This is a genomic window from Paenibacillus sanguinis 2301083 = DSM 16941 (assembly GCF_000374825.1).
Classification (GTDB): Bacteria; Bacillota; Bacilli; order Paenibacillales; family Paenibacillaceae; genus Fontibacillus; species Fontibacillus sanguinis.
Genome location: NZ_KB895376.1, coordinates 365,204 through 382,306, shown reverse-complemented (window position 1 = coordinate 382,306; position 17,103 = coordinate 365,204). Strand labels below are relative to the sequence as shown.

The 17,103-nt window shown below is 51.1% G+C and carries 13 protein-coding genes; 8 read left to right on the top strand and 5 right to left on the bottom strand.

Annotation, left to right across the window (positions count from 1 at the left end; genetic code table 11):
* Positions 1 to 225: 225 nt before the first annotated feature.
* From C557_RS0101810 to C557_RS0101780, 7 genes are all read left to right on the top strand, one after another.
* Complete coding sequence (locus tag C557_RS0101810) at positions 226 to 1,635, top strand: cytochrome ubiquinol oxidase subunit I (protein WP_018750106.1); 1,410 nt, start codon at positions 226 to 228, stop codon at positions 1,633 to 1,635.
* The gene (gene cydB / locus C557_RS0101805; RefSeq protein ID WP_018750105.1) at positions 1,622 to 2,638 is read left to right on the top strand and encodes a cytochrome d ubiquinol oxidase subunit II; all 1,017 of its coding nucleotides are present in this window, start codon (positions 1,622 to 1,624) and stop codon (positions 2,636 to 2,638) included. Before C557_RS0101810 ends, cydB begins: the two co-directional genes overlap by 14 nt.
* Positions 2,638 to 4,374 carry a thiol reductant ABC exporter subunit CydD gene (gene cydD / locus C557_RS0101800; RefSeq protein WP_018750104.1) on the top strand — a complete coding sequence of 579 codons (1,737 nt, stop codon included), beginning with the start codon at positions 2,638 to 2,640 and terminating at the stop codon, positions 4,372 to 4,374. The genes cydB and cydD overlap by 1 nt, the downstream gene beginning before the upstream one ends.
* Positions 4,371 to 6,266, top strand: a complete 1,896-nt coding sequence (locus C557_RS0101795; protein WP_018750103.1) for an amino acid ABC transporter ATP-binding/permease protein — start codon at positions 4,371 to 4,373, stop codon at positions 6,264 to 6,266. The genes cydD and C557_RS0101795 overlap by 4 nt, the downstream gene beginning before the upstream one ends.
* 288 nt (positions 6,267 to 6,554) lie before the next feature.
* Positions 6,555 to 7,466 (top strand): glutamate biosynthesis transcriptional regulator GltC, encoded by a 912-nt coding sequence (gltC, locus tag C557_RS0101790; RefSeq protein ID WP_018750102.1) that lies wholly within the window; start codon positions 6,555 to 6,557, stop codon positions 7,464 to 7,466.
* Positions 7,467 to 7,754: 288 nt separating this feature from the next.
* Entirely contained in the window at positions 7,755 to 8,189 is a 435-nt protein-coding gene (locus C557_RS0101785; RefSeq protein ID WP_018750101.1) for a DUF1641 domain-containing protein, read from the top strand.
* Positions 8,190 to 8,203: 14 nt separating this feature from the next.
* Positions 8,204 to 9,382, top strand: coding sequence for an NAD(P)/FAD-dependent oxidoreductase (locus C557_RS0101780; protein ID WP_018750100.1), 1,179 nt, complete (start codon positions 8,204 to 8,206; stop codon positions 9,380 to 9,382).
* Positions 9,383 to 9,465: 83 nt separating this feature from the next.
* Here the strand turns inward: C557_RS0101780 and gdhA are convergent, their stop codons facing one another.
* The gene (gene gdhA / locus C557_RS0101775) at positions 9,466 to 10,842 is read right to left on the bottom strand and encodes an NADP-specific glutamate dehydrogenase (protein WP_018750099.1); all 1,377 of its coding nucleotides are present in this window, start codon (positions 10,840 to 10,842) and stop codon (positions 9,466 to 9,468) included.
* Positions 10,843 to 11,818: 976 nt separating this feature from the next.
* On the opposite strand from gdhA, the gene C557_RS0101765 reads away from it, so the two are divergent.
* Entirely contained in the window at positions 11,819 to 12,796 is a 978-nt protein-coding gene (locus C557_RS0101765; protein ID WP_018750097.1) for a Gfo/Idh/MocA family protein, read from the top strand.
* A gap of 82 nt (positions 12,797 to 12,878) precedes the next feature.
* On the opposite strand, the gene C557_RS0101760 is transcribed toward C557_RS0101765, so the two are convergent.
* The 4 genes from C557_RS0101760 to C557_RS0101745 all read right to left on the bottom strand — a co-directional run bounded on the left by C557_RS0101760 (position 12,879) and on the right by C557_RS0101745 (position 16,968).
* Complete coding sequence (locus C557_RS0101760) at positions 12,879 to 14,297, bottom strand: copper amine oxidase N-terminal domain-containing protein (protein ID WP_018750096.1); 1,419 nt, start codon at positions 14,295 to 14,297, stop codon at positions 12,879 to 12,881.
* A 41-nt stretch (positions 14,298 to 14,338) separates the two neighbouring features.
* Positions 14,339 to 15,727: an MBOAT family O-acyltransferase gene (locus C557_RS0101755; protein ID WP_018750095.1), complete on the bottom strand. Its 1,389-nt coding sequence runs from the start codon at positions 15,725 to 15,727 to the stop codon at positions 14,339 to 14,341.
* A gap of 189 nt (positions 15,728 to 15,916) precedes the next feature.
* On the bottom strand, positions 15,917 to 16,600 hold the full coding sequence (locus C557_RS0101750) for a CidB/LrgB family autolysis modulator (protein ID WP_018750094.1): 684 nt from the start codon (positions 16,598 to 16,600) through the stop codon (positions 15,917 to 15,919).
* Positions 16,597 to 16,968 carry a CidA/LrgA family protein gene (locus C557_RS0101745; RefSeq protein ID WP_026263239.1) on the bottom strand — a complete coding sequence of 124 codons (372 nt, stop codon included), beginning with the start codon at positions 16,966 to 16,968 and terminating at the stop codon, positions 16,597 to 16,599. Before C557_RS0101745 ends, C557_RS0101750 begins: the two co-directional genes overlap by 4 nt.
* Positions 16,969 to 17,103: the final 135 nt, after the last annotated feature.

Genomic DNA, 17,103 nt, shown 5'->3' with positions numbered 1-17,103 from the left:
CGCTTGGTTTTACGGAATAAGTGAGGGCGGGGTTAGTCACAAAAATGTCAAAAGTTGGTGGGGTCTAAAAAATACTGTAATGGCGCGGTTTTTACGTCATACAAGATCATTGTGACATTTATCATGTGATTTCTGTCACAAAATTATTGCAATTTTTGCGTTCGTTTTTATTGCCTGGTGATAGAATTCACATTAGATAATAATTATTAGAAAGTAGGGAAAGAAATGCTCGATCCGGTTATGCTTGCACGCCTTCAGTTTGCAATCACCACGATTTTTCATTTCTTCTTCGTTCCCTTGTCTATCGGTCTGGTACTCCTGATCGCGATTATGGAGACGATGTATGTGGTGAAAGGAAAAGAACAATACAAACGGATGGCCAAGTTCTGGGGGAAACTATTCCTAATCAATTTTGCGGTAGGGGTCGTGACGGGGATTCTTCAGGAGTTCCAGTTCGGGATGAACTGGTCGGATTACTCCAGATTTGTAGGAGATGTGTTTGGGGCACCACTTGCTGTGGAGGCGCTGTTCGCCTTCTTTATGGAATCGACGTTTATCGGATTATGGATTTTTGGCTGGGACCGCTTGTCGAAGAAGGTTCACTTGCTGTGTATTTGGTTGGTAGCTCTGGGAACGACGGTATCGGCGTTCTGGATTCTGGCCGCTAACTCCTTTATGCAGCGTCCGGTTGGATTTGAGATCAATAATGGACGTGCGGAGATGAATGACTTCTTTGCTTTGCTGGGCAACGGCCAGCTATGGGTTGAATTTCCGCATACGGTGCTCGGAGCCTTTGCTACAGGAGCTTTTCTGATTGCTGGCGTTAGCGCCTACAAGCTGCTAAAACGCCACGATGCCGAATTTTTCAAGAAATCATTTAACATCGCTATTATTGTAGCGCTTGTCTCATCTTTTGCCACAGCGTTGTTCGGGCATCAACAAGCACAATACCTTGTTGAGACGCAGCCGATGAAGATGGCTGCTACGGAAGGGTTATGGGGCGAGTCCGGAGACCCGGCACCCTGGACGGTTTATGCGCACATCGATTCCGCTGGCGGGAAGAACGACTTTGAAATCAAAATTCCTTACCTGCTTAGCTTCTTGTCCTACAGTAAGTTCTCGGGTGAGGTCAAAGGCATGAACGAATTGCAGGCTGAATATGAACAGACCTATGGTCCAGGGGATTATATTCCTCCCGTACGGACGACCTTCTGGAGCTTCCGCATCATGGTTGCAGCCGGCAGCTTGATGATTGTGCTGGGCTTGTACGGAACGTATCTGGCTTGGCGGAAGAAGCTGGATCGTCCTAACAAATGGTTCTATCGCATTATGCTGTGGTCGATCTCACTGCCGTTTATCGCCAACACTTCGGGCTGGATCATGACGGAGATCGGGCGCCAGCCATGGACGGTCTTTGGGCTGATGCAGACCAAGGATAGTATTTCACCCTCGGTTACCGGAGGTCAAATCCTGTTCTCGCTGATTGCTTTTACGGCTATTTATGCTGTGCTGGGCGCAGTAATGACTTACTTGTTCGTCAAGGTTATTAAGAAAGGACCAAATGACGAGGAAAATGACGGCTCCGAAACTTCGCAGGACCCGTTCGGCAAGGAGGGTTATCATGTTGTCTCTTAATGAGCTATGGTTTGTGTTGGTGGCTGTGTTGTTTGTCGGTTTCTTCTTCCTGGAGGGCTTTGACTTTGGAATTGGCATGAGCACGCGGTTCCTGGCTAAAAACGACATGGAGCGCCGGGTACTCATTAATTCCATTGGACCGTTCTGGGATGCCAACGAGGTATGGCTGATAACCGCAGGCGGGGCGATGTTCGCCGCCTTCCCGAACTGGTATGCCACGATGTTCAGCGGTTTTTATACGCCGCTTGTTGTACTGCTGCTGGCTTTGATTGCTAGAGGTGTTGCCTTTGAATTCCGGGGCAAGGTTGGCAATGAGAAGTGGAAGTCTACGTGGGATGCCGCGATTTTCTTCGGCAGCTTGCTGCCTCCATTCTTGCTCGGCGTGGTGTTCTCCGGGATGTTGAAGGGCTTGCCGATCGGTGCAGATATGGAAATGCGAGCAGGCTTGTTCGATATGGTCAACCTGTATACAGTGGTCGGGGGCATTACCATCGTTATGCTGTGCCTTGTACATGGCTTATTGTTTGCTTCCTTGCGTACGACCGGCAGCTTGCAGCAACGGGCCAATAAATTGGCTGGCAAGCTGCTGATTCCACTGGCTGTAATCCTTGTTATCTTCGGGACGCTTACATTTTTTGAGACCGATGTATTTAAAATTCGTGGCGTTTTGCTAGGTGTTGTAGCTATACTGGGGGTAGTGGCTCTTTTGCTGGCAGGTTGGTTTATTGCCAAGCAGCGGGATGGCTGGGCCTTCGGAATGACCGGAACGTTGATTGCGCTAGCGATTTCCGCAGTATTCATCGGGTTGTTCCCGCGCGTGATGGTGAGTTCGCTTAGCGAAGCCTTCTCCCTGACGATTCATAACGCTGCGTCCGGCCAGTATTCATTGAAGGTCATGACCATTGTGGCCTTAAGTTTGCTGCCGTTCGTGCTTGGCTATCAGATCTGGAGTTACTTCGTATTTCACAAACGTGTACATGAGAAGGAGCATTTGGAATATTAATGGGCCGTGGTTTAATGAAACTTCAAGGCATCAAGCCGGTCATGGTAATCATGGCCTTGCTGACTCTAATTCAAAGTGTTGCCATTATCGGGCAGGCTAAATGGCTGGCGGAGATCATCTCCGCCCTGTTTGCCGGAGCCAAGCTGCAGGAACAAGCCGGCGGGGCCGGTTTGTTCCTGCTTGCTTTTATCATTAGACAATTATGTGGAATGATGCAGCAAAAGACCGCGTACTCCTTCGCCGAGCGGACGGGGCGTGACCTGCGCAAGCAGGTGCTGGACAAGCTGTTTGAGCTGGGGCCGCGCTTTGCAGGGAAGGAAGGCACGGGTAATCTGGTTACGCTCGTACTGGAGGGTGTGACCAAGTACCGCAATTATTTGGAGCTGTTCCTGCCGCGTATGCTGGCCACCGGGGTAACGCCGATATTGGTGCTGGCTTATGTGTTTATGTTGGATGTGGCTTCCGGAGTAATTCTATTTATTACAATGCCAATATTGATCGTGTTCATGATTCTGGTTGGACTGGCTGCCCGCAAGCAGACGGAACGCCAATTGAAATCGTACCGTACCTTGTCCAATCACTTTGTAGATTCGTTACGAGGCTTGGAAACGCTCAAATTTCTGGGCCGCAGTAAAACGCATGAAGCTTCCATTGCCAAGGTGAGCGACTCCTACCGTCTGGCAACGCTGCGTACGCTGCGAGTGGCCTTTCTTTCTTCCTTCGCCCTGGACTTCTTCACGATGCTGTCTGTCGCTTCGGTGGCGGTCAGCCTGGGGCTGCGTCTGGTCAATGGGGATATGGCATTGCTTCCTGCATTAACTGTGCTGATTCTGGCTCCAGAATATTTTTTGCCGGTCCGAATGGTTGGCGCAGATTTCCATGCGACCCTGGACGGGAAGGAAGCGGGTGAAGCAATGAACGCGATTGTAGCAGCCGGGATGGAGGAAGCGGATCGAGCCGCCACTGTACCACCGGAAGCAATCACCGAGTGGACAGAGGAAAGCGTGCTTCGTTTGCAGGGGATTGGTGTGACTCATGAGAGAGGCGGGAAGTCTTCTTTGGAGGAAGTTGAGCTGGATTTTACCGGCATGGGGAAGATTGGCATCATTGGCGAGAGCGGGGCAGGCAAATCGACGCTGATCGACGTTCTCGGCGGCTTCTTGCGCCCAAGCTCCGGCGGCTTTGAGCTGAACGGGGTGCCGCTTGGCGATTTGACCTCGACCGGCTGGCGGCAGCAAATCACCTATATTCCGCAGAGTCCCTATATATTCAGCCATACGTTAGCGGAAAATATTCGCTTTAACGCTCCAGAGGCTTCCCTGGCGGAGGTGGAGCGTGCGGCAGTTGCGGCTGGGCTGGGAGGTCTGGTGGACAGTCTGCCAAAAGGACTGGATGAACCCATTGGCGGAGGCGGCCGTTCTCTTAGCGGCGGTCAGGAACAGCGCATAGCCCTGGCCCGTGCCCTGCTAAGCCGTAGACCGATTATTTTGCTCGACGAACCAACCGCTCATTTGGACATTGAGACGGAATATGAATTGAAGAGCGCCATGCTGCCTCTATTTGAAGGGAAGCTGGTCATCCTTGCTACGCATCGGCTCCACTGGATGCGGCAAATGGATCGAATTGTAGTTATGGAGCAGGGGCATGTGGCGGAGACGGGCACCCATGAGGAACTGCTGGCCCTTCGAGGAGCTTACTATGCTATGGTCACAGCGCAGCGGGAGGAGATCATATGAACCGGCAATCCTGGATTCGTCCTTATTTTCGTATCTACAGCGGACGTTTAGCTCTCTACTTGCTGCTGGGTACGCTAACGCTGCTGGCAGCGGCGATGCTGATGTTTACCTCCGGCTTCCTGATTTCCAAGTCTGCGCTACAGCCCTATAATATCTTGCTTGTGTACGTGCCGATTGTAGGGGTGCGAACCTTTGGAATCAGCCGTGCGGTCATTCACTATGTCGAACGGTTAGTGGGGCATGATACGGTGCTGAGAATTCTGGCCCGGATGCGGGTGCGCCTGTACCGTGTGCTAGAGCCTCAGGCTTTATTCTTGCGTTCGCGTTACCGTACCGGAGATATTTTGGGAGCGCTGGCTGATGATATTGAGCAATTGCAAAATGTATATATTCGTACCGTATTTCCAAGCGTAGTAGCGCTCATTTTGTATGCGGCTGTAGTGATTGCCATAGGGATGTTCGACGCTACGTTTGCCCTGCTGCTGGCGGCTTATTTGTTAGTATTGGTCTTCTTGCTCCCATATTTCTCGTTATGGCTGACTCGCCGTCTGAACGAGGAAGTGAAACGGGAGCGCAATGGCTTGTATCAGACATTAACCGATGCCGTCATGGGCATTGGGGATTGGATGATCAGCGGCCGCTCTGCGGAGTTCCTTGCCGCCTACGAGCAGGATGAGGCAGCGGTGGCCCGCAAAGACCGCCGCCTGCGGTCCTGGGCGCGTTGGCGCAGCTTGATAGGCCAGCTTGTAGTGGGGCTGATCGCGGTGTCGATGGTGTATTGGGCAGGCGGCCAGGCGCTGGAAGGACAGATGGACGTCACGCTGATCGCAGCGTTCGTGCTGACCGTCTTCCCGCTGGCAGACGCCTTCTTGCCCGTCTCCGAAGCGGTGGAGCGCACGCCGCAATACCGCGTGTCGCTGGAACGCCTCGCGCGCATTGCGAGCGGGGGCGGCGAGGCGGCCGCGGGGGGAGACGCTGGCGGCAGCGCTGGTTCTGGCGCTGCGCCACTGGACCCGGCTGCGGGAACACGCGAGCCGGACTTGGTTGGCCATGGCGACGCAGGCTCGCCCGGCACGCCTGACGGCGAGGCGGCGCATTCAGCCGCGCCGGAGCCCACCGCGGCGGGCATGGCGGTAGCCTTCGCCGCGCCCGCGCCAAGCGCAGCTGCGCTGCGCCTGGACGGCGTACGCTTCGCTTACGCCGGGCACGACGACGCCTCGGTAGACGGCGTGTCGCTGGACATCCCGCAGGGCAAGCGGGTGGCGGTGATCGGGCGCAGTGGCGCCGGCAAGTCGACGCTGCTGAAGCTGATCCAGGGGGCGCTTGCCCCAAATGCCGGGACGGTGACGATTAATGGCGTATCCGCGTCCGCCTGGGGCGACCGGGTGGCGGAGGTCATCTCCGTCCTGAATCAAAGCCCCCATCTGTTCGACACGACGGTGGCGAACAATATCCGCCTTGGCCGGGCCGAGGCCACGGACGAGGAAGTGCTGCGCGCCGCGGAAGCCGCGCAGCTTGGCCCGCTCATCGCTGCGCTGCCGAAGGGCCTGGATACGCCGATGCGCGAAACGGGACAACGCTTCTCTGGCGGAGAACGGCAGCGCGTAGCCCTGGCTCGCGTGCTGCTTCAGGATACGCCGGTGCTGATTCTGGATGAGCCAACGGTTGGGCTAGACCCTCGGACCGAGCGTGAACTGTTGTCTACGGTCTTCCGTACGACGCAAGGCAAGTCGCTGATTTGGGTGACGCATCATCTGGTAGGTGCAGAGCAGATGGACGAAGTGATCTTTATGGAGCATGGTCATATTGTCATGCGCGGCACTCATGCCGAACTGTTAGAGAAGGAGCCGAGATACCGTAATCTTTATCGGCTGGACCGTCCGGAAGCCTAGGACGCTAGTGGTGAAGAAGAATAGCAGCTGAGCTACATGCTTAATTGTTGAACTATTAAAAAGGCGGTGCAGGAGGAAGACCTGTACCGCCTTTTCGCGCGCTCATTTCGTCAAGAAAAGGGAAATCGCTTTCTTGGCTTTCGTTTCCCGGGTGAAGTCGATATAATGATATTTAAACTATTTACACGGAATGTGAAGTTGCTTAGACTCCGAACGGACTTGGAATAATTTTGGAAGAGTCAGGATCATTCTATAGTTAGTGAAAATGAGCAAGCGGGGGTGAAGGGAATGGAGCTGCGGCAAATTCAATATTTTATCGAAACGGCCAAGCTGGAGCATGTCACTGAGGCATCTTATGCGCTGCATGTGTCGCAGTCGGCGGTGAGCAGGCAGATCTTCAAGCTGGAATCCGAGCTTGGGGTAGATTTGTTCGTTCATGAAGGGCGCAAGGTGAAATTGACGCCGATAGGACGGCAGTTCCTGAGACGAATGGAACAGCTGATGAAGCTGATCGAGCAGGCACAGCAGGAGATCGATGAATATCTTGACCCGGAACGCGGGACCGTGAGAATCGGATTCCCTAGCAGCTTGGCGGCTAATATGGTGCCCTCTGTCGTATCGGCCTTCCGCCGCCTTCATCCACAGGTGCACTTTCAATTACAGCATGGGTCATACCGGGAGCTGCTTGATGGGGTGATTGGCGGAGAGATGAACCTGGCGATGATGGGGCCGGTTCCGAAGAAGGAACCGCAGGTAAAGAGTGAGGTGCTCTTCCGGGAGAAGTTCAAGGCCCTCCTACCCGCAGGACATCGTCTGGCCAATCAAGCCTCCATCAAGCTTAGTGACCTGAAGGACGATGGGTTTGTGCTGTTTCCCCAAGGGTTTATTTTGCGGGAGATCGTCGTGGAGGCGTGCGAGCAGCTAGGCTTTCAACCCAAGGTATCCTTTGAGGGAGATGACCTGGATGCCCTCAAGGGGCTGGTCTCCGCTGACCTGGGGTTGACGTTGCTGCCGGAAATTGCACTAGGAGAGCATATTCCTTCTTCTATCGTGTCTTTGCCGATCCAAGAGCCGGAGGTCATTCGCGATGTCGGGGTTATTATTCCGGCAAGCCGGGAGTTATCTCCTACGGAAAAACTGTTTTATGAATTTTTAAAGCTGGTATCGCCGCAAGAACTGGGTCTTAATGCATATAAATAATATAAAATAATTGGATGCCGTGAAAAATATCACTTTCATGGTTCTTTTTTGTTGAATTTATGTTACAATTTTAAAAGTATTGGTTCAAGGTGTTTGTCAGTGCTTTGATGTGCAATTTTTCACTAGCTTGCCGCATATTTAGAAATATCGCAAGTATATAAGCTGAACTAATTAATAGACATTTTCTCGTCTGCTGTCTAGCCTAGCTCAGAAGCTCAGCTTATATAGAAACATCAGATTCACAATTCGGCCAGCTAGTCCCTACACTATGTTAAAGGAGAATGGGATATGTCAGAAACGATTACAGAATCCAAGATCGAGCCAAGTACCACCGCTGCCGGTCAGCAGGAGCTGCTGGAACAGCTATCGAAGCCAGAGGTGCAGCAATCGCTGAATGCATTGGTAGAACAGCTTCCCAAGATTAACGAGATGCTGGGTGCACTGACCCAAACCTATGATTTCGCTAAATCGATAGCCACGGATGAAGTGTTGAAGAATGATATCGTTGGCGGGTTTGCCGAAGTGGCTGGACCGGCTGTAGGCAAGGTGAAGCAGGTAGCGGCCAACGTTATCGAGGCAAAGGATCGTGCGGAGGCCAGTCAAGAGACGATCGGCTTGTTCGGGCTGATGAAGATGCTCAAGGACCCGCAAGCTCAGAAGCTATTTCGCTTTATGAACGCCTATCTGCAAGTGTCCGGTGAACGGGACAGCCAACAAAAATAACGGGGGATACGACGATGTCAAAACATATTCTGATTTTGGGTGCTGGCTACGGCGGAGTGCTTAGCGCTTTGACCGTTCGCAAATATATGGATAAGTCGCAAGCGCGGGTGACGGTAGTGAACCAATATCCGACGCATCAGATCATTACCGAGCTTCACCGTTTAGCGGCAGGGAGCGTGTCTGAACGTGCGGTTGCGTTACCGCTGGAGAAATTGTTCAAGGGCAAGGATATCGATCTGCGGATCGGCAAGGTGGAGAGCTTCTCTGTAGACAATAAGGAGGTGAAGCTTTCGGACGGCACCTTGTTATCCTACGATGCTCTGGTGGTGGGTCTGGGCAGTACCACAGCCTATTTCGGCATTCCTGGGCTGGAGCAATACAGCATGGTGTTGAAATCAGCGGAGGACGCGGATAAAATCCATCGGCATATTGAAGCGCGGATTCGTGAATATGCCGTGTCCGGCAATGAAGCTGATGCTACCATTCTGATCGGTGGCGGCGGATTGACGGGTGTGGAATTAGTCGGAGAAATTGCCGATAAACTACCGGAGCTGACCAAGAAATACGGTGTTCCGCGTGAAGCGATCAAGCTAATGCTTGTGGAAGCGGGACCGAAAATTTTGCCGGTGCTGCCGGACGTTCTGATTCAGCGGGCAACAGCCAGCCTGGAGAAGCGTGGGGTTACGTTCCTGACAGGGCTGCCAGTAACCAATGTAGAGGGCAATGCTATCGATTTGAAGGATGGGCAAAAAGTAGTCGCCAATACGTTTGTCTGGACTGGCGGCGTGCAGGGCCATCCATTGGTGGGGCAATCGGGTCTGGAGGTTAACCGCGGTCGTGCCTCGGTTAATGATCAACTGCAATCCGTATCCCATCCCGATGTATTTGTTGCAGGCGATAGCGCTGTGTATATGGGGCCAGACGGTCGGCCATATCCGCCAACAGCTCAAATTGCCTGGCAAATGGGTGAGCTGATTGGATATAACTTGTTTGCCCAGCTTACAGGCAAACCTCTGGAGAGCTTCCACCCTGTCAACTCGGGAACACTGGCGAGCCTGGGCCGCAAGGATGCCGTGGCAACCATCGGAGCGAACAACACGCAATTGCGCGGGTTGCCGGCAACGCTAATGAAGGAAGCAAGCAATATTCGCTATTTGTCTCATATTCATGCGCTCGACGCATTGGCATATTAGTTTTATACATTTAAAGGGCCCATCCTCCAGTAGAATTCATCGCTTTGGAGGATGGCCTTTATTTTGATCAGAATGCTATGTTACTAAACGATGCCGTGTGCCAGCATGGCATTGGCTACCTTCAGGAAGCCGGCGATGTTGGAGCCAACCACGAGATTACCCGCATGACCGTACTCTTCCGCAGCATGAACACTGTTGCGGTAAATATTTTTCATGATGTCCTTCAGCTTGTCGTCAACTTCCTCAAAGGTCCAGGAGAGTCTTGCGCTGTTCTGGGACATCTCTAGCGCGGAGACGGCTACGCCCCCGGCATTAGCGGCCTTGGCAGGCCCGAAGTATACATCGTTCTTCAGATACACTTCGATTGCTTCCAAAGACGAAGGCATGTTCGCGCCCTCGGCTACGTATTTGACTCCACCAGCTACAAGCTGCTTGGCTGAGGTTTCATCGATCTCGTTTTGCGTTGCACAAGGCAAGGCGATATCACAAGGAATGCTCCAGATGCTGCGGCAGCCTTCCACATATTTGGCGGCCCTATGCTCGTTGACATATTCCTTGATCCGTTTTCTTTCCACTTCTTTCAACCGTTTGACGGTATCCAGGTTAATGCCGTTAGAATCATAGATATATCCGTTTGAATCGCTGCAAGCTACGACTTTGGCGCCGAATTGCTGCGCTTTTTCAATGGCATAAATCGATACATTGCCTGAGCCCGAGACAACCACCGTTTTGCCTGCAAAGCTCTCGCCCCGGCTGGCCAGCATTTCTGCTGTAAAATATACCAAACCGTAGCCCGTCGCTTCTGTACGGGTCAGACTTCCGCCGTAAGGCAAGCCCTTGCCGGTCAGAACGCCGGTCTCATTCCCATAAAGGCGTTTATATTGTCCAAACATATAGCCAATCTCCCGCGCGCCAACGCCGATATCCCCCGCAGGAATGTCGGTATCCGGGCCGATGTATTTGGATAACTCAGTCATGAAGCTTTGGGTAAAGCGCATGACCTCCAGGTCGGATTTACCTTTAGGATCGAAGTCCGATCCGCCTTTGCCGCCGCCAATCGGCAGGCCGGTCAAGGAGTTCTTGAAAATTTGCTCGAAGCCAAGAAATTTGATAATACTTGCATTCACGGACGGATGGAAGCGAAGGCCCCCCTTGTAGGGTCCGATGGCGCTGCTGAATTGGACGCGGAAGCCGCGATTGACTTGTACTTTGCCTTGATCATCGACCCATGGCACACGGAACGTAATCAATCTTTCCGGTTCAACGAGACGTTCCAGGATGCCTTGCTCCTGAAATTTCGGATGTTTTGCGAACACGGGAACCAGCGAATCGAGAATTTCTTTGACGGCTTGATGAAATTCATGCTCTCCCGGGTTTCTTTGCTGTACCGCTTGATACACTTGCTCTACATAATGGCGCGCGCTGTCCAAATTCACTTCGCGCTGCTGCGTAATCGTCATGCCAAGCTCCACCTTTCTCTGTCCAAAATGAAGATGAGTACGTTCACCTTTTCACGATAATTATGACCTTTATTGTAATATTGATGTAAGCTTTAAACAAAGCTAATTTGAGATCAAGTTGATGATCTGGTGAGATGAACTATGTAGCGAGATGCAAAAAAACACCTCCAAGTGACTTCCAAGTGGCCCCATATCGTTAAGGTATGGCAGCTGGCGCTTGAAGGTGTTGAGCCAATCAATGACTGAACTCGTTAAGTGTGATGGGACAGACGGTTGTGGACAGCAAACAGGTGCACGAGTGAGCACGAGTGGGAAATCCTCAGACTGTCGAGAAAGTTGGTTTTCCGTACATCTCGCATAGAAGAGCCCTTAGCCTATAAGGGTTCTTCTCCATAGAAATGCTACGTTACGCCCTTTCTCAAAAGTCTGGAAATCCTCCCGCTAATTTGCCCAAAAGAGCTATTTTTTGATCTTTAGCTGGAAAACCTCCCTATAAATCGGCGGATTAGGCCCAATTCGAGCGATAGGAGCCACATTATATGGAGGAATTCCTGCTAATTAACAGGAGTCGCGAAAAAACCAAGTTTTATATGGAGGAATTCCCGCTAATTATCCCAAATCGCGGCGGAAAACTAAATTTCGGCTCTGCAAATTCCCCTCGACCAGGCAACTTCCAGCGAAATTTAACATACATTTACGTTTTCCCTCCCATTACAGCAGCGATCGTGTGTGATACAGCAGCGATCCAGGCATGAGCAATAGAGCATGAGCAATAGAGCATGAGCAATAGGGCATGAGCAATAGAGCATGAGCAATAGAGCATGAGCAATAGGGCATGAGCAATAGGGCATGAGCAATAAAGCACGAGCAATAGACACGAGCAATAGAGTACGAGCAATAGAGTCTTGAGCTTCCGGTGAGGAAGCGTTATCTTTAGGAGGTAAGAAAACGCAATCATACACAAGGAGGATGGCACATGGCACTACATATCGGAATCATTGGCACAGGCTGGTTCAGCAAGGTACATGGAGATATTTTGGCCGCGATGGACGGGGTCCGGATCAAAGCCGTAAGTGGAACAAGTGCAGCGAAGGCACAGGCACTGGCCGATCGTTACCCGGGAGCCATCGGCTTTGGCAGCTTGACGGATATGCTTGATGCGCAAAAGCTGGATGCTGTCTACATCTGTGTCCCCCCAATGGCACATGGCGAGCTCGAAGCTCAATTGATTGAACGGGGCATTCCCTTCTTTGTAGAGAAGCCGCTGGCAGCGGATCTCGATACGCCTTTGAGAATTCTGGATAAGCTGCAGCAACAACCTTTAATCCATGCGGTAGGTTATCATTTGCGTTACAAGGAATCCATTCGCAAGTTGAAAGAGACCTTGGAGGGACGAACTATCGGCATGGCGCTGGGAACCTGGATGGGCGATATGCCGCAGGTCGCCTGGTGGAGAGATTTACAGGGCTCGGGTGGACAATTTGTGGAGCAAACTACGCATATCGTCGATTTGCTGCGCTATACGGCAGGAGAGGTGGAGGAAGTGTATGCCGCCTTTGGCAGCCGCTTAATGCACCAGGTCCACGACAATGTAACTGTTCCCGATGTGGGGACGGTGACGATGAAGTTGAAGAGTGGGGCTGTGGCAACGGTATCCAATACCTGCATCTTGCCAGGCGGAGTAAATGAGGTTGGACTGCATTTGTATACGGATATGGGCATCCTCGACTGGCAGCCGCAGCAACTGGAAGTAGTGGCTCCGCACCAGAAAACAATCTATCATATGCAGGACGATCCTTATGTCGCGGAGACAGAGGCCTTCATTCATGCCTTGCGCACCGGGGATACGTCCAGCATCCTGTCGGATTACGCCGATGCCGTAAAGACCCAGCGCGTTACTTGTGCGGCGTTGGAGTCGGCTTCCACAGGCAAGCCGGTGCAATTGAACCAATAAAGAAGATAGTCCCCGAAAACAAAGCGAAATCATACAAGGCTCCTTTCCACTATGGAAAAGGAGCCTTGTTCATGCTGGCTGTTTAATTCAGTGTAATATTGTAGGTTACCAGATAAGCATTCTGTTTCGACCGATCTACTTCTACGGTGCCCCGAAGCAGATGAATGATTTGGATCAACGGACCTGTCAGCCGGTTATTGTAGATTTTGGCCGGGGCCTCCAGCTTGGTTTCCTGACCGTTCACTGTAGCGGTGGATGCACCCACGGCAATAGAGACTTTCTGGTCATCATGCGTCAGATACACGGTCTTTTCCCCGGCATCATAGTTGAAGTCGATTCCTGCCGCCAGGGCAAAATCCTTCAGTGGTACACGTATCTGATCCCTTGCGGAGGGAGGAAGCTCCTCGAAGGCAACCTGCTTGCCGTTCACGTTGACGTCAACGGAGAACACAGAGCCTTGCTCGTCGATGATCAGGTTCTGAATTTGTTCCTCCAGCCTGCGATTGTTCTCATCTACATTTGCCGCAGTGACGAGATGTGATCCGGCGGCGATCTCCTCTGCTATAAGGCGATTGATAGCCCCGGAGTGGTGCGACAAGTCCTTGTACTCATCCAGATTGTAAGTAATCGAGCTGTCGCTTTGGAAGTCATGGACCTGTACATTATGGAATGCACTGAAGCGCTCGAACATATATTTCTTCATCTCAAGCTGATTGGCGAACCGCTGAGGGTTGAGATCGTACCACATTTGCTGGCGCAATATGGAGTACGGCGGATAGTATATCATAAATTGAATATCCGGATGGGCTTTAATCAGGCTGATTACATTTTCCTCAAAGTTCTGTTTGACCACATTGATGGGAGGTTCGTTAGCTGCTTCAAGCTGCTCAGCCAAACGCGCCTCATGCCACTTGGCGAACACCTTATCCAAGTCATAGGTTGCATCGGCATCCCAATTGTTCAGCATGTCGAGATTTCGCAAAGCGGTTAAGTAGTTCTTCGGTACCAACCATTCGGCGAACGCATGCTTTACGTTAGAAATATTAAAAAGATATTTATAATCATTCCAGATATTGTTGTCATACAGATAGAATGGAAAATTGGCTTCATCCCGCACTTCATTGGTGCGGAAGGAGAAGTAATCGATACCCCAGAGCACCTTCTGCACTTGACCGGTTCCGATAGCGACATCGGCGATCATACGCTGCTCCTTGGCGGTTGATCCCTCGATCGAGAGCTTCATAACGTCGCCACCCAGGATGTTTTCAACCTCTGAAGGAACAAAGTTCTCTGTCATGGAGCTGCCGAGGATCAGGGTATCATAAGTATAATTTTTGGCCAGGCCCGGATTCTGGTAACGCTGCTGCTTGCTGAAGAGCGGAGTGTAGGCCGCTTTCCGGTAGAGCTGCAATGGGTCTATTGCGAAGACAAGCGTTCCGACCAGAGTGACAAATAGCAGGGTAAAGCCTATAAACCAGGCGACAAAGCGAAGGTTCTTCAAGTCGTGATCTCCTTTTTTCAGGGTGTGAGGTTGGGCGTGTCCTAGAAGGTGAAATATAAAAATTCACTGACCTGATTAAAATACAGGAGAGAGAACACGAACAGTCCGGCAATGATAGCAGCATACTTGACGGTAGGCTTGAAGCGCGTTGTCCACTCCATCGAATTGCGGACGAACAGCGCGATAGCAGCGGCTGCGATAACGTATAGTACTTGACTGGCTAAATCTATAGAAAAGTGAAGCTGGTGCAAGCTGATCATTCCGCGAAATACCTTCAGGGCGTCATCCCATGTTTTAGCCCGGAAGAACACCCAGGTCGCATTGATGAACAGGAAGGTAATCAGCCAGCCGCACCAGCGGGGCAAGGTGATGCCTGTTCTCCGCCATAGCCGATGTAATACCTGAGCTATCCCGTGCAGCAATCCCCAAATGATAAAGGTCCAGCCTGCACCATGCCAGAAGCCGCCAATCAGAAAGGTAGCAATCAAATTGAAATAAGTACGGGCGGTTCCCTTGCGGTTGCCGCCAAGTGGAATGTAAATGTAGTCCTTCAGGAAGCGACTTAGGGTCATATGCCAGCGACTCCAGAAATCTTGAATGCTGACAGCCTTATAAGGAGAATTAAAGTTAACAGGCAGCTTGATATTGAATAATAGCGCGATGCCAATCGCCATGTCCGAATATCCGCTAAAGTCGAAATAGAGCTGGAAGGTATAGGCGAGTGATGTGGTCCAGGCTTCGATAAAGCCAAGCCCAGAAGAAACATCAAAGCCCTGTGTAGCAATTGGAGCCAGCGCATCAGCAATCACGACCTTCTTGAACAGGCCGATGCAGAAGACGAACAGGCCGCGGGCTACGTTGCCCGGAATGATGTGTTTGCTGCGGGCGCGGTCAAACTGTGGCATCATTTCTTTATGATGCAGAATGGGGCCGGCGATCAGGTGAGGGTAGAACGTTACGAACAGCACGTAGCTGACGATGCTGTATTCCTTGGCATTGCCCCGATAAGCATCGACCAGGTAGGCGATTTGCGTAAAGGTAAAGAAGCTGATTCCCAGTGGCAAGGCCAACTCCAGCAATCGGATATGTGAATCAAACAAGGAGTTGACGTTGGTAATGAAGAAATCGGCGTATTTATAGTAGCCCAAGAGCAGCAGGTTGCCAATAATTCCAGCAGCCAGCAACGCCTTTCGCAGCTTTAACGGCTTGGCAGTTGAATGGCTGATCGTCCGTCCCATCACATAGTTGAAGGCGATGGAGGCGAGAATTAACGGCAGAGATTTAATGCTCCAATAGCTGTAAAAGAATAAAGAGGCTAGAGCCAGCCATAGCTTGCCGACCAATGGAGGGCAAAACCGATTCAGCAGGAAATATACGATAAAGGAAATTGGCCAAAAAACGAAGATGAATTCATAGGAATTAAATAACAAGGATGGAAGCTCCCCTCTTGCCGCAGTAGTTTTAACCAAATAATAATATAACAGATACAAAAACACGACAATGTTTTTTATAAGGCAGTTCAACTCTTTTAAGGCATATTGGAATAAAAAAGGAGACCCTGACGTTAATCGGGGTCTGAGGAGAAAAATACCTATTTAAAATTTAGGAGGAACCTGGAGTTAAAAATGCAGTAACGACATCATCAGAGGTGCCACACTAAGTGTGAACAGGGCGGCCAGTATCATAGAGATACTGGAGATGGTGCCGGTGAGTGAACTCAATTCAAAGGCGATAGAGGTCCCGGTGCCGTGGGCGCTGGTGCCGAACAGAACGCCACGTGCGACCTCGCCTTCAATACGGAATAGCTTCATCACCCAAGGTCCCAGCATAGCTCCAAGCAGCCCGGTCAGGATGACGAAGACAGCTGTAATATTGGGAACGCCGCCGATCACCTGAGATACGCTCATGGCGATCGGCGTAGTTACGGAGCGGGGAATCAGGCTGGTAATCAGCTCGCTATCCAGATGCATCCATTCCGCCAGCAAGGCAGACGAGAACATAGCAACCATCGAGCCACTCAAGACACTAATGAAAATCTCCACCGCATGTTTTTTTAATACGTTATAGTATTTATAAAGCGGTACGGCAAAAGCGATGGTAGCGGGCTGGAGCATATTGCTCAGCCATTTGCCTCCGGAATGATAGGATTCATATGGAACCTTTGCCCATAACAGGACGGCTACAAGCACGATAGGCGTCACCAGCAGGGGGGACAAGTAGATTTTGGGCCGGACTTTATAAAGCCGGGTGGACAAGCGATAGACGACCAATGTAAAGATGAGGTATAGCAGCCCTGTGATCATAAGACTTGGTGCTCCTTTCGTTTCGCGATGCGGGAGGCGATCAGTCCGGAGCTGACCATCACGATGATGGTGCTGGAGACCACAACGACCAGAATCCGCAGGCCTTCGCTTTCAAGCAAGGGAATATATTGCATCACGCCAACAGCGGAAGGGATGAAGAAGAGCAATAATTCGGCGAGCAGCCAATTGGCGCCCTGTTCAATCCACGATAATTTGACGACCTTCGTCTTCAAGAGAATGAATAATACAGCAATTCCCAGAATGGAACCGGGAATCGGTATATGGAGAAGCTCCACAATAGCGTTCATGGCGATAGAGACAAAGAACAGGATGCTGACTTGCAGGATGATGTTGCCAATCGTTTTCATTCGATGCATGGGAGCAGCTCCTTTCTGTTTATGGTTGGTAATGAAATCTTACAACGATTATTTTCATGAGTAAAATGAATATACTGAATGATTATCATTCCGTTTTGTTATCTATACATAATAAATGTAAAGGAG